Annotated in this window: 13 protein-coding genes; 9 read left to right on the top strand and 4 right to left on the bottom strand. The window is 67.5% G+C overall.

The genetic code is table 11. The features are described 5' to 3' along the window. Positions 1 to 195: 195 nt before the first annotated feature. The 3 genes from ABIE08_RS23255 to ABIE08_RS23245 form a co-directional block, all read right to left on the bottom strand. Complete coding sequence (locus ABIE08_RS23255; RefSeq protein ID WP_354554483.1) at positions 196 to 918, bottom strand: Crp/Fnr family transcriptional regulator; 723 nt, start codon at positions 916 to 918, stop codon at positions 196 to 198. 126 nt (positions 919 to 1,044) lie between these two features. Further along, a complete protein-coding gene (gene aroB / locus ABIE08_RS23250; protein ID WP_354554481.1) occupies positions 1,045 to 2,172 on the bottom strand; it encodes a 3-dehydroquinate synthase in 1,128 nt (375 codons plus the stop codon). Then, positions 2,159 to 2,785 (bottom strand): shikimate kinase, encoded by a 627-nt coding sequence (locus ABIE08_RS23245; RefSeq protein ID WP_354554479.1) that lies wholly within the window; start codon positions 2,783 to 2,785, stop codon positions 2,159 to 2,161. The genes aroB and ABIE08_RS23245 overlap by 14 nt, the downstream gene beginning before the upstream one ends. A gap of 199 nt (positions 2,786 to 2,984) precedes the next feature. On the opposite strand from ABIE08_RS23245, the gene ABIE08_RS23240 reads away from it, so the two are divergent. From ABIE08_RS23240 to ABIE08_RS23225, 4 genes are all read left to right on the top strand, one after another. Then, positions 2,985 to 3,134 carry a hypothetical protein gene (locus ABIE08_RS23240; RefSeq protein ID WP_266334846.1) on the top strand — a complete coding sequence of 50 codons (150 nt, stop codon included), beginning with the start codon at positions 2,985 to 2,987 and terminating at the stop codon, positions 3,132 to 3,134. Between the two features lie 38 nt (positions 3,135 to 3,172). After that, positions 3,173 to 4,093, top strand: a complete 921-nt coding sequence (xerD, locus tag ABIE08_RS23235; RefSeq protein ID WP_354554524.1) for a site-specific tyrosine recombinase XerD — start codon at positions 3,173 to 3,175, stop codon at positions 4,091 to 4,093. A 142-nt stretch (positions 4,094 to 4,235) separates the two neighbouring features. Next, positions 4,236 to 5,189 carry an acetyl-CoA carboxylase carboxyltransferase subunit alpha gene (locus tag ABIE08_RS23230; RefSeq protein WP_354554477.1) on the top strand — a complete coding sequence of 318 codons (954 nt, stop codon included), beginning with the start codon at positions 4,236 to 4,238 and terminating at the stop codon, positions 5,187 to 5,189. A 138-nt stretch (positions 5,190 to 5,327) separates the two neighbouring features. Then, a complete protein-coding gene (locus ABIE08_RS23225; RefSeq protein ID WP_354554475.1) occupies positions 5,328 to 6,485 on the top strand; it encodes a transcriptional regulator in 1,158 nt (385 codons plus the stop codon). 398 nt (positions 6,486 to 6,883) lie between these two features. Here ABIE08_RS23225 and ABIE08_RS23220 read toward each other — a convergent pair whose 3' ends face one another. After that, positions 6,884 to 7,147 carry a BolA family protein gene (locus tag ABIE08_RS23220; RefSeq protein ID WP_354554473.1) on the bottom strand — a complete coding sequence of 88 codons (264 nt, stop codon included), beginning with the start codon at positions 7,145 to 7,147 and terminating at the stop codon, positions 6,884 to 6,886. 69 nt (positions 7,148 to 7,216) lie between these two features. Between ABIE08_RS23220 and ABIE08_RS23215 the strand changes: the two genes are divergently transcribed. From ABIE08_RS23215 to ABIE08_RS23195, 5 genes are all read left to right on the top strand, one after another. Continuing rightward, positions 7,217 to 7,840 carry a J domain-containing protein gene (locus tag ABIE08_RS23215; protein ID WP_354554471.1) on the top strand — a complete coding sequence of 208 codons (624 nt, stop codon included), beginning with the start codon at positions 7,217 to 7,219 and terminating at the stop codon, positions 7,838 to 7,840. Between the two features lie 102 nt (positions 7,841 to 7,942). Further along, positions 7,943 to 8,929 carry a cobaltochelatase subunit CobS gene (gene cobS / locus ABIE08_RS23210; protein ID WP_354554469.1) on the top strand — a complete coding sequence of 329 codons (987 nt, stop codon included), beginning with the start codon at positions 7,943 to 7,945 and terminating at the stop codon, positions 8,927 to 8,929. A gap of 186 nt (positions 8,930 to 9,115) precedes the next feature. Next, positions 9,116 to 11,020 (top strand): cobaltochelatase subunit CobT, encoded by a 1,905-nt coding sequence (cobT, locus tag ABIE08_RS23205; RefSeq protein ID WP_354554467.1) that lies wholly within the window; start codon positions 9,116 to 9,118, stop codon positions 11,018 to 11,020. After that, a complete protein-coding gene (locus ABIE08_RS23200) occupies positions 11,017 to 12,051 on the top strand; it encodes an esterase-like activity of phytase family protein (RefSeq protein WP_354554465.1) in 1,035 nt (344 codons plus the stop codon). Before cobT ends, ABIE08_RS23200 begins: the two co-directional genes overlap by 4 nt. A 207-nt stretch (positions 12,052 to 12,258) precedes the next feature. Next, positions 12,259 to 13,008, top strand: coding sequence for a DNA helicase (locus ABIE08_RS23195; protein WP_354554463.1), 750 nt, complete (start codon positions 12,259 to 12,261; stop codon positions 13,006 to 13,008). Positions 13,009 to 13,026: the final 18 nt, after the last annotated feature.

Raw genomic sequence — 13,026 nt, 5'->3', positions numbered from 1 at the left:
GGAGACGGATTTTGGCCAGGGTGGCGGAGACGTCGAGACTGGGCGCGATGGGCTCCCTCTCCCGCCTGCGGGAGAGGGCTGGGGTGAGGGTTTGTTGCCGGGTGCCGGACGCCGGCCCGACCCCACGCCCCGGCACTATCCAGCCACAACAGAGATGGCATTCGGCCACGAACTCGAGACTGAGAACTCTCCCCCTCACGCCGGCTGGGGAACCCTCGGCACGCCGCGGCGGTTGGCGGCGACCAGCTTTCGGGCCAGCGCGTTGCCGATCACCTGGTGCACTGCGGCGGACAGACGGGCATCCTCGGCGCAGGCGCGCGACAGCTTCTCGCGGTCGAGCGCGATCACCGAAAGCCGGTCGGAGGCGCGGACCGTCGCCGACGCGACGATGCCGGTCAGGAACGACACCTCGCCGACGAACTCGCCCGCATGCAGGCGCGCGACCTCGACCCCGCCTGCCAAGACGACGGCATGGCCGGCCGTGATGAAATAGAACCAGTCGACGGGTTCGCCTTCGGTCGTCAGCGGCGCGCCGGGCGCGAGGTCATACACCTCGCCAAGCCGGATCAGTTCGCCGATCTGGTTGTCGTCCAGGCTGTTCGCGGCGTCGATCACCACTTCGTCGGCGCCGGCGCCCAGCAACTGGCCGCGGGTGGCCCGGCCGAGAGCGCGCCGCGCCTGAACCAGAGCCATGAGGCGATAGGCGTTGATCAGGATGAAGACGACATTCCAGACGATGCCGGTATAAAGCGCGCCGCCGGACATTGCGAAATAGACGATCTGGAAGGCAAGCGAGATGATCAGCAGGATGCGCAGCCAGAAGATGTTCGTCAGGAACAGCGAGACCGCGAAAAGCACATAGCCGATATGGGCGGGCAGGTCGTACCAGCCGCCGAAGGTTTCGAGGATGTCAAACACGAGCCCGTCTCCGCGCGAGGAGTCGGCGCTTCAAGGCCGCCGCAATCGCTCGCCGCGGCATTCTAAAGCATCGCTGCAAAAAGCGAGACCCCGTTTCGGGAAATCCCGCTTTCGCGATCCCGCCGGTCAGCCCGCCAGCATGTCGGCCAGGAAGGTCTCGACGGCGGACGGCGGCACGTCCTTGGCGATGAAAGCCCTGCCGACGCCATGCGTCAGGATGAAGGTCAGCGTGCCGCGCGACACCTTCTTGTCCTGGCCGATCCGCTTCATCAGATCCTGCGCGTCGGGCAAGCCGCCGGGCACGTCGGAGAGCCGCGTCGGCAGGCCGACCGCCTTCAGATGCGCCTCGACGCGGGCGCCGTCATCCGGCGAGCAGAGGTTCATGCGGGCGGAAAACTGGTGCGCCAGCACCATGCCAATGGCGACGCCCTCGCCATGCACGAGGCGCTGCGAATAGCCGGTGGCCGATTCCAGCGCATGGCCGAAGGTGTGGCCGAGATTGAGCAGCGCGCGCTCGCCGGTCTCGTGCTCGTCGGCGGCGACGACCTTGGCCTTGGCGCGGCAGCTGTTGGCAACAGCGTGTTCGCGTTCCGGGCCGCCGGAAAGGATGCCGCGCCAGTTCTGCTCCAGCCAGGCGAAGAAGGCGGGGTCGTCGATCAGGCCGTATTTCGCGACCTCGGCATAGCCGGCGCGGAATTCGCGAGGGGAGAGCGTATCGAGCACGCCGGTATCGGCGATGACGAGATCGGGCTGGTGGAAGGCGCCGACCAGGTTCTTGCCCTCGGCGGTGTTGATGCCGGTCTTGCCGCCGACGGAGCTGTCGACCTGGGCCAGCAGCGAGGTCGGGATCTGGACGAAGCGCATGCCGCGCCGGGCGATCGCCGCCGCGAAGCCGGTGAGGTCGCCGACGACGCCGCCGCCCAGCGCGATGACGATGTCGCCGCGCTCCAGCCGGGCCGCGAGGATCGCGCGGGTGACGGTTTCGAGCGTCTGGAAATTCTTCGAAGCCTCGCCGGGCGCGACCACAACGGGCACGCTGTCGATGCCGGAGGCGGCAAGCGACGTGGTCAGCGCCGCGAGATAGAGGCCGCCGACCGTTTCATCCGTCACGATCGCGGCGCGCACCTTGGGCAGCCGCTCGGCGATGGCGCGGCCGGCATCGGCGATCAGGCCGCGGCCGATCAGGATGTCATAGGCGCGATCGCCCAGCGCGACGCGGACCGTGGTGGGGGCTGCGGCTTCAGCGGTCGTCATCGGTCGGTCGGCTTTCCTGGGCGGGGCTCTCTGCCGCCAGAAAGGCGAGCAGCGCTTCGATGGTTTCGTCGGCGACGATCTCGTGGGTCACGTCACGCGACAGGATATGGACATTGGCCAGCGAATAGATCGGATCGCGCTCAGTCATCAGCCGGCGCATGGTGGCTTCGGGATCGGCGGTCTGCAGCAGCGGCCGGTTGGCGCGCTTGCGCACCCGCGCCATCAGCACGTCGAGCTCGGCGCGCAGCCAGATCGACACGGCGCCCTCGAGGATCGCGCCGCGGGTCTCCTCGTTCATGAACGCGCCGCCGCCGGTGGCCAGCACCTTCGGGTTGCCGTCGAGCAGGCGGCGGATCACCCGCCTTTCGCCATCGCGGAAATAGGCCTCGCCATGCTGGGCGAAAATCTCGGGGATGGTGGCGTCGGCCGCCTTCTCGATCTCGGCGTCGGCGTCGATGAAGGGCAGATGCAGCTTGGCGGCGATGCGCTTGCCGACCGACGTCTTGCCGGCGCCCATCAGCCCGACCAGGACGATGGCGCGCGGGCCCAGGCGGCTGATCAGGGCCGCCGCCGGCGCAGTGCTTTCCTGTTCTGGCACGATGCTCTCGATCATGGTCCCGCAGCTCCTCGTCCAGCCTCAGCCGAGGTAGAACCGGACCCGGGCGAAACTGTCAAGCGTTCCGCGACGCATCGCATGCGGACAGCGCGTTTCGCGGCGCCGGAATCGGACGGTTGTGACCCGCGCCCTTGCCATCGATGCCGGTGCATGGCCATAACCTCACTCCAGATATTTCGAGGTCCGTGGCCGGTTCATGCCGACACTGTCGCGCTTCATCATCGCCTGCATCCTGCTCGCTCTCGCCGGCTATGCCGCGGTGTTCGCGCTCGCGAACTTCGTCGAGCCGAGCCCGCGCGAGATCACGGTGCGGGTCCCGACCGACAAACTGCTGCAGGAACAATAATCGTGGCCAAGGCAAAGACCCGGCGTACGCTGGCGGGCATGCACCACCTCGAGGCGTTTCTCGAGATGATGAGCGCCGAGCGGGGCGCCTCGCCGCATACGCTCACCTCCTATCGCCGCGACATCGAGGACTATGCCGAATTCCTCGGCGATCGCGGGCTCGATTTCGAAAGCGCGGCGCTGGCCGACGTGCGCGCCTATCTGGTCGATCTCGAATTGCGCGGCTTCGCGGCGTCGTCGGCGGCGCGCCGGCTTTCCGCGCTGCGCCAGATGCACCGCTTCCTGTTCGCCGAGGGCGTGCGCCGCGACGATCCCTCGGGCATTGTCGAGGGACCCAAGCGCAAGGTGCCGATCCCCAAGGTGCTGTCCGAGGCCGAGGTCGACCGGCTGCTGCAGACGGCGGAGAGCGCCGTCGCCCTCGCCAAGACGCCGTCGGCGCAGCTGCGCGCCGCCCGCCTCGCCGCGCTGCTGGAGACGCTTTATGCCTCGGGCATGCGCGTGTCCGAGCTGGTGGCGCTGCCGGCCTCCGCCGCCCGGGCGGACCTGCGCGCGCTGATCGTACGCGGCAAGGGCAACAAGGAACGTCTGGTGCCGCTGACCGAGCGCGCCCGCGAGGCGATCTCGCGCTATGTGGCGCTGCGCCGCGAGCTGGAAGGCAAGGCGCCGAGCGGCCAGTGGCTGTTCCCCTCCTTCGGCGAAAGCGGCACGCTGACCCGCCAGGCCTTCGCCCGCGACCTGAAGGAACTCGCCGTCGCCACCGGCATCCCGGCCGCCCGCGTCTCGCCGCATGTGCTGCGCCATGCCTTCGCCAGCCACCTGCTGCAGAACGGCGCCGACCTGCGCATCGTCCAGCAATTGCTCGGACATGCCGACATTTCGACGACGCAGATCTATACCCATGTGCTGGAAGAGCGGCTGCGCGCGCTGGTCGCCGAGCACCATCCGCTGGCGAAGCCGTGACGGGCCGCCGATCCGGCCCCGCCGCGAGCTGCGCTTGCGTCAGCTTGACACCGCCGGGCCTTACCGCCAGTGTGCGGCCACTTTCAGGGAGGTCTATCCGGCCGCCCGCATATAGCCATGTTTGTACGGCTTGAAGGTCTGGATGCGAACCTTTCTTGAATTCGAAAAACCCGTCGCCGATCTCCAGGGCAAGGTGCAGGAACTCCGCGCCATGGCCGAGAAGGGCGATGCCGTCTCTGTCGGAGACGAGATCTCCCGGCTCGAGGTAAAGGCCGGACAGGCCTTGGCCGAGATCTACGCGAAGCTGACGCCCTGGCAGAAGACCCAGGTGGCGCGCCATCCCGACCGGCCGCATTTCGTCGAATACGCCAAGCGGCTGATCACCGATTTCACCCCGCTCGCCGGCGACCGCAAATTTGCCGAGGACCAGGCGATCCTCGCCGGTTTCGGCCGCTTCCGCGGCCGTCCCGTCGCCGTCATGGGCCAGGAAAAGGGCCATGACACCGAGAGCCGCCTGCGGCACAATTTCGGCATGGCCCGGCCCGAGGGCTATCGCAAGGCCGTGCGCATCATGGAACTGGCCGAGCGCTTCGGCCTGCCGGTGATCGCGCTGGTCGACACCGCCGGCGCCTATCCCGGCATCGACGCCGAGGAACGCGGCCAGGCCGAGGCGATCGCGCGCTCGACCGAAGCGGCGCTGGGCCTCGGCACGCCGAACGTCTCCGTCATCATCGGCGAAGGCGGCTCCGGCGGCGCCATCGCCATCGCCACCGCGAATCGCGTGCTGATGCTCGAGCATTCGATCTACAGCGTGATCTCGCCGGAAGGCGCCGCCTCGATCCTCTGGCGCGACGGCAGCCGCGCCCAGGATGCGGCGACCAACATGAAGATCACCGCGCAGGACCTGTTCCGCTTCGGCGTGATCGACGAGATCATTCCCGAGCCGATGGGCGGCGCGCATCGCGATCCCGACGCGGCGATCGATGCCGCCAGCAATGCGATCGAGCACGCGCTGGCGTCCTTTGAGGGCCAGCCGGAAGCGGACATCAAGCGCCAGCGTCGCGAGAAGTTTCTTGCGATCGGCCGGTCGCTTTGACACGATTCCGCCCGTCTTCACGTCTATTGAGCATCTGATTCGGTCCGCGCGCAGCCCCTGAGGGGCCTTCGCGCGGTCGTTCAGAGACGGGATGGAGCCGCTCCGCCACAGCGCTGCGAAGGCTCCGCAGGGGTGTTCATGCCAGGTTCCGCGTTCTTTTCTCGTCTTCGCAAGGCTTTGCTGTTCCTCGCGGTGGGGCTTGCCCTTGCCGCCTGCCAGGACGCGACGCCCAAGCATCTGAAGCCGCTCCCCGCCAAGCTCAAGGCGAAGATGGAGCAGCTGAACATGGACCCGAAGGCGCCGGTCTATATCCGCTCCTTCAAGGAAACCTCCGAGTTCGAGGTCTGGAAGCAGCGCCGCGACGGTACCTATGGCCTGCTGAAGACCTATGACATCTGCAAGTGGTCCGGAAAGCTCGGCCCGAAGGTGCGCGAAGGCGACCGTCAGGCGCCGGAGGGCTTCTATACGGTCAAGCCCTCGCAGATGAACCCGAACTCCCGCTATTACCTGTCGTTCAACATCGGCTTCCCGAACGCCTATGACGCGGCGTGGAACCGGACCGGCAACAGCCTGATGGTGCATGGCGCCTGCTCGTCGGCCGGCTGCTATTCGATGACCGACGAATCGGCCGGCGAGATCTATTGGCTCGCCCGCGACGCCTTCATCGGCGGCCAGCGCTCGTTCGAGGTGCATCTCTACCCGTTCCGCATGACGGCCGAGAACATGGCCAAGCATCGCAACGACCCGAACATGCCGTTCTGGCAGATGCTGAAGGACGGCAACGACCATTTCGAGGTGACGCGCAAGCCGCCCGTCGTCGGCGTCTGCGAGAAGCGCTACGTGTTCGACGTCGACACCGGCGGCGCCGCCCTCAACGCCTCGGCCGCCTGCCCGGCCAACATGCGCGTGCCGGAATGGCTCGAGGCGGCGGTGAAGGCGAAGCAGTCCAAGGACCAGCAGATCTTCCTCGCCACCGCCGCCAGGCTCGAAAGCCAGGGCCAGGCCGTGGCCTCCAAGTCCGTGACCGACGCCGCCGCGCGCCAGGCCTCCGTCGAGGCCGAGGCGATGGCAACGGGTCCCGCCGCCTACACGCCCGTCGCCATCCAGGCGAGCACGGCCGGCAACGCGGCCGCGCTGGCGATCGACGGCGTCCCGGCGCCCGAAATGCCGCTGCCGGTGCCCTCGCCGATCCGCATGACGGCGGAGCCGACCGGCGACGCCTATGCGCCGGTCCCGGCCCCGGTCGCCAAGAGGCCGGGCTTCTGGGACAAGTTCAAAAAGCGCGAGCCGTCGTAAGGCGGGAGCGAGCCGCGCTTCGAGTCCCCCTTCACCTCTCCCATGGGGAGAGGTCGGCCCGCAGGGCCGGGTGAGGGGTTCAGGCTTCTCCGGTGAGATCGCAGCCCCTCACCCGCCGGCCTGCGGCCGTCGACCTCTCCCCATGGGAGAGGTGAAGAACGGCGCCTGCTCACCCGAGGCCGCAGCGGCACGGGAAGAGCCCTCTCCCCCCTCGCAACTCTGGGTGCCGCCTCACCCCACCCGCGCCGTCACTTCTGCGAAAGCAGGAATCCATGCAGCCGGGGCCCAGGGCGTTTCGCTGTCGATTTCCCGGCTAAGGGGCCCGCAGATGGCAAGCAGGACGCCCGCCACCCAAAATCCCGGCAGATCGCGGTCGCCGGCATGGCGGCAAATCGCCTCTATTCCGGCGCCTTGGCCTGGATGGCGAGGGCGTGGACGCCGGCGGCGAGTTCGTCCGCGAGGATCGAATTCACCATCCGGTGGATATCCACCCGGCTCTTGCCGCGGAACGCTTCCGCCGTGATTTTCACCCGGAAATGGGTCTCGCCCTCCTCCCGGTGGCCGGCATGGCCCTTGTGCAAATGCGACTCGTCGATCACATCTAGGGTCTGCGGCGACAGGGCGCTTGCCAGCGCCGCCGTAATCCGCTCTTTCGTGTCCATAGAGAAACCTCCGTCACTCTGGCGAAACATCGCCTTGTTCGTGGACGGGGTGGCTACCATAATCGCATCATGAAGCTCGATTCAAAATTGTTCGACGGGATCCGGATCAAGTCAGCATCCGGAAAAACCGCTCAGAAGCCAGCGACCCAGCTTTGCAGCTGGGCCGGTTGCAAGGCCGAAGGTACGCACAAGGCGCCGAAGGGCCGGAACCGCGAAGGGCAGTTCCACCATTTTTGCATCGACCATGTGCGGCTCTACAACAAGAACTACAACTACTTCTCCGGGATGGGCGACGAGGATGTCGCAGCCTATCAGAAGGATTCGCTGACCGGCCATCGTCCGACCTGGACGATGGGCGTCAACAGCGCCGGCGAACAGCGCGAACGCGTCAAGAGCCACGCGGCGCGCGACTGGAGCGGCGGCGTGCAGGATCCGTTCGACATGTTCGACGGCACCGCCGGCCGGATGAAGGAACCCGCGAAACCGGTTCGCCACATCAAGACGCTGGAACGCAAGTCCTTCGACACGCTGGAGCTGGATGGCTCCGAGTCCAGCGTCGAGATCAAGGCGCGCTACAAGTCGCTGGTCAAGATCTACCACCCCGATGCCAATGGCGGCGACCGCAGCTTCGAGGACAAGCTGCGCGAAATCATTCAGGCATATAACTTTCTCAAGGCGGCCGGCTTCTGCTAGAAGAGCCTCACTTCCCGCTCGCTCCCCGCGCGCGGGCTCTTCAGTTTGGCCCTCCCGCCTAGAACCCGACCGCAAGCGTCCGCTGGATGCGACGGAGCAGACATGACTGAGACGACGACTGATCGCACCGCCCTGCCCGATACGACGATTTCCGTCCGTGAGGTCTTCGGCATCGATTCCGACCTGCAGGTGCCGGCTTACTCCGAAGCAAGCGAGCACGTGCCGGACGCCGATCCGGATTATCTGTTCGACCGCACGACCACGCTGGCCATCCTGGCCGGCTTCGCGCGCAATCGCCGCGTCATGGTCACCGGCTATCACGGCACGGGCAAGTCGACCCATATCGAGCAGGTCGCCGCCCGCCTCAACTGGCCGGCCGTGCGCGTCAATCTCGACAGCCATATCAGCCGTATCGACCTGATCGGCAAGGACGCGATCGTCATCAAGGACGGCCTGCAGGTCACGGAATTCCGCGACGGCATCCTGCCCTGGGCCTACCAGCACAACATCGCGCTGGTGTTCGACGAATATGACGCCGGCCGCCCGGACGTGATGTTCGTGATCCAGCGCGTGCTCGAATCCTCCGGCCGCCTGACGCTGCTCGACCAGAACCGCGTCATCCGCCCGCACCCGGCCTTCCGCCTGTTCGCCACCGCCAACACGGTCGGCCTCGGCGATACGTCGGGCCTCTATCACGGCACGCAGCAGATCAACCAGGCGCAGATGGACCGCTGGTCCATCGTCACGACGCTCAACTACCTGCCGCATGACAACGAAGTCGGCATCGTCATCTCGAAGGCCAAGCACTTCGCCGACCCCAAGGGCCGCGCCCTGGTCGGCCGCATGGTGCGCCTGGCGGACATGACCCGTTCGGCCTTCATGAATGGCGACCTGTCGACCGTCATGAGCCCGCGCACGGTCATCACCTGGGCCGAGAACGCCGAGATCTTCGGCGATATCGGCTTCGCGTTCCGCGTGACCTTCCTCAATAAGTGCGACGAGCTCGAGCGCTCGCTGGTGGCGGAATTCTATCAGCGCGCCTTTGGCGAAGAGCTGGTCGAATCGGCCGCCAATGTGGTGCTGAGCTAAAGCGGACCAGGGCCCTCGCCCGCATCGCGGCGGGGGCTTGGCGCGGCTCGATCTTTCGGGCCGCCCCCTCGGCCTTTCGGCCGATAGCACCAGGCCGGGACTGCGCTTAAGATCGAGGCTTGAGATCGGCGCGGGACCGTCACCCCGCCCCTTCCCGTTCGGCGGGCGAGGGAAAAGGAAGCGAAGATGAGCGGCAGCAACAGCGATCCGAGACAGAAGCCCGGCGAGGCGGTGACGGAGCCGTTCAAGCGCGCGGTCGCCGGCTGCGTGCGGGCGATTTCCGGCAAGCCGGACCTCGAGGTCTCGTTCTCCAACGACCGGCCGATCCTGACCGGCCTGCGCGCGCGCCTGCCCGAGCCGGCACGCAAGCCGACGGCCGCCGAGATCGCCGTGACCCGCGGACTCGGTGATTCCATGGCGCTGCGGCTGGCCTGTCATGACGAGACCATCCACCGCGCGGTCGCGCCCGAGGGCAAGAATGCCCGGGCGATCTTCGACGCGGTCGAGCAGGCGCGCGTCGAGGCGATCGGCGCCCGGCGGATGGAGGGTGTCGCCGGCAACCTCGCCGCCATGCTCGAGGACCGCTATCACCGCGGCAATTTCCACGAGATCACCGAACAGTCGGAAGCGCCGCTCGAGGACGCCGTCTCGCTGCTGGTGCGCGAGAAGCTGACCGGGCAGAAGCCGCCGCAATCGGGCGAGAAGATCGTCGATCTCTGGCGCGACTGGATCGAATCGAAGGCCGGGCCGAACCTCGACAAGCTCTCGACCACGCTGGGCGACCAGAAGCAGTTTGCCTCGGCCGTCCGCTCGCTGCTCGCCTCGCTCGACATGGCCGAGGAACTCGGCAATGGCGAGAACGACGACAACGAGGAGCAGGGCGACGACGCATCCGAGGATTCGGGCTCCGAGAAGGACGACGCCTCGGACCAGGCCGACCAGGCCGACAGCGACGCCTCGGAAGAGGCCGAGACCACGGGCGACGAATCGGAAGCCGGCGACACGGAGACGACCGAGGCCGGCGCCGAGGACGATTCCGACGGCGAGGACGCCGAGGATGCGCGCGACGCGGGCGAGGCCAAGCGGCAGGACGGCCCGTCCTCGAACGCCTGGCCGACCGTCGACTACAAGGCCTTCACCACCCGCTTCGACGAGACGATCAAGGCCGAGGACCTCTGCGACGCGGCGGAGCTCGACCGGCTGCGCGGATTCCTGGACAAGCAACTCTCCAACCTGCAGGGCGCGGTCGGCCGGCTCGCCAACCGGCTGCAGCGCCGCCTGATGGCGCAGCAGAACCGCTCCTGGGACTTCGACCGCGAAGAAGGCATGCTGGATCCGGCGCGGCTCCACCGCGTCGTCACCGACCCGATGCAGCCGCTCTCCTTCAAGATCGAGAAGGAAACCAATTTCCGCGACACCGTCGTGACGCTGCTGATCGACAATTCCGGCTCCATGCGCGGCCGGCCGATCACGGTCGCGGCCACCTGCGCCGACATCCTGGCCCGCACGCTGGAGCGTTGCGGCGTCAAGGTCGAGATCCTCGGCTTCACGACGCGCGCCTGGAAGGGCGGGCAGTCGCGCGAGGCATGGCTGCAGGCCGGCAAGCCGGCGGCGCCCGGCCGCCTCAACGACCTGCGCCACATCATCTACAAGGCTGCCGATGCGCCCTGGCGCCGCGCCAAGCGCAATCTCGGCCTGATGATGCGCGAAGGCCTGCTCAAGGAAAATATCGACGGCGAGGCGCTCGACTGGGCGCATCAGCGCCTGCTCGCCCGCACCGAGCAGCGCAAGATCCTGATGATGATCTCGGACGGCGCGCCGGTCGACGATTCCACGCTTTCGGTCAACACCGGCAACTATCTCGAGCGCCATCTGCGCTTCGTCATCGACGAGATCGAGAACCGCTCGCCGGTCGAACTGATCGCCATCGGCATCGGCCATGACGTGACGCGCTACTATCGCCGCGCCGTGACCATCGTCGACGCCGAGGAACTGGCGGGCGCGATGACCGAGAAGCTGGCGGAACTGTTCGACGAGCACCAGACGCCGGTGCGCCGGGCAGCACCGAGACGGCGGACCGGGACGCGATGAAGCGGGCGCTGGCGGCCCTCTGTGCGATGATCCTGGCCGGGTCGGCCGGCATCGCACTGGCCGCCGGCTTCGCGCCGGAGCCGACCCGCACGACGCGGATCGAGAACTTCCTGATCGGCCGCAACCAGGCCCGCTTCGGGGAATTCGAATTCGCCGGCGGGCTGACGCTGAACTCGACCAACCGCGCTTTTGGCGGCCTGTCCGGCATCGATTTCAGGCCGGACGGCCAGAGCTTCGTCGCCATCTCCGACACCGGCTACTGGTTTCGCGGCACGCTGGTGCGCGAGGGCGGCAGGCTGGTCGGGATTGCCGACGCCGAATGGGCGCCGATGCTGAACAGCAAGGGCAAGCCGCTCGGCGTCAAGCGCAATGCCGACGCCGAGGGCCTGCGGCTGACGACGATCGACGGCCGCGAGGCGGCCTATGTCTCGTTCGAGCAGACCAACGATCTCCGCCTCTATCGCGCCAATCCGGACCTGTCGCTGGCCAAGCCCGAATCGGTCAAGCTGCCGCGCTCGGCGACCGGGCTGGTGAAAAACAGCGGCCTGGAGATGGTCGCGCTGGCGCCCGCCGACGGCCCGCTCGCCGGCTCGCCCGTGCTGGTCTCGGAACGCTCGCTCGACAAAAAGGGCAACCACCGCTCCTGGATCGTGCGCGGGCCGCTGGCCGGCGCCTTCTCGGTAAAGCGCCGGGATGATTTCGACGTCACCGACGGCGCCTTCCTGCCGAATGGTGACCTGCTGCTGCTGGAGCGGCGCGTGATCATGCCGTTCGGCGTCGGCATGCGGATGCGCCGCATTCCCGGCGACACGATCCGCCCCGGCGCGCTGGTAGACGGCCCCATCGCGATGGAGGCCGACATGCTCAACCAGATCGACAACATGGAAGGCCTCGCCGTCACCACCGACGAGGCGGGCCGCACCCGCATCACGCTGGTGTCGGACGACAATCTGAGCGTCCTGCAGCGCACCCTGATCCTGGAATTCATCTGGCAGGGACCCGGCAGCGGGGCCGGCGCGGCCGTCAACTGATCCCGGCTTTTTCGCGCAAGGCGGCCTGTCTGGCATTCTCCGCCGGCACGCCATCCGCTATGCTCTGATTCTGGCGCCGCCCACGCCTCCCCCCTCCATTCGGGACAGCATCTGCATGCCGGGCGACGGACGATTTTCGAACCGACTGTTCGAGCGATACGCATAAGGAGGGGTTGCGGTTCTGGCTCGCACCAGGAGGTTTGCACCATGACTCTGCCGGCATCCGGCAAGCTGCCCACTTCGCCAGCTCTATCCGCCCCGATCCATCGCCTCAAACGCAATGCCAGGCTGCTCTCGCGCCGGGAGGACATCCCGCTGCACGCGGCGCTCGACCGCGTCGCCACGGCGGAGGGGTTCGAGGCCTGGAGCCTGCTGGTCGCGCGAGCCGAGGCGGCGTCGCCCGCGGCGAGACTGTACGCCCGGCTGACGCCGGGCGACCTCGTGTTGATCGGCGCACGGCCCGGCCAGGGCAAGACGCTTCTGGGTCTGGCGCTTGCCGCCGAGGCGATGAAATCAGGGCATCGCAGCGTGTTCTTCACGCTGGAATATACCGCGCGCGAGATCGCCGACCGGCTCCGGGCGATCGGCGCTGAGGCGGTGTTTTCCAGCGACCTGTTCCAGCATGACAGTTCCGACGCGATCCATGCCGACCATATCGCCGCCGCGCTGGCGACGGCGCCGCCGGGAACGCTGGCCGTGATCGACTACCTGCAACTGCTCGACCAGAAGCGTCAGAACCCCGACCTGATGACACAGGTCCGGACGCTGCGCGCCTTCGCGCGCGAGCAGGGTCTGATCCTGGTCTTCTTGTCCCAGATCGACCGGTCCTACGATCCCGCGGCCAAGCCGCTGCCGGACCTCGGCGACATACGCCTGCCCAACCCGCTGGATCTGGCGCTGTTCGACAAGGCCTGCTTCCTGAACCAGGGCGAGATCCGCATCCAGACCCTACGCTGAACAAAAAAAAGCCCCGCC

The sequence above is a fragment of the Kaistia defluvii genome (assembly GCF_040548815.1).
Classification (GTDB): Bacteria; Pseudomonadota; Alphaproteobacteria; order Rhizobiales; family Kaistiaceae; genus Kaistia; species Kaistia defluvii_A.
This window is presented reverse-complemented; position numbering and strand designations above follow the sequence as displayed.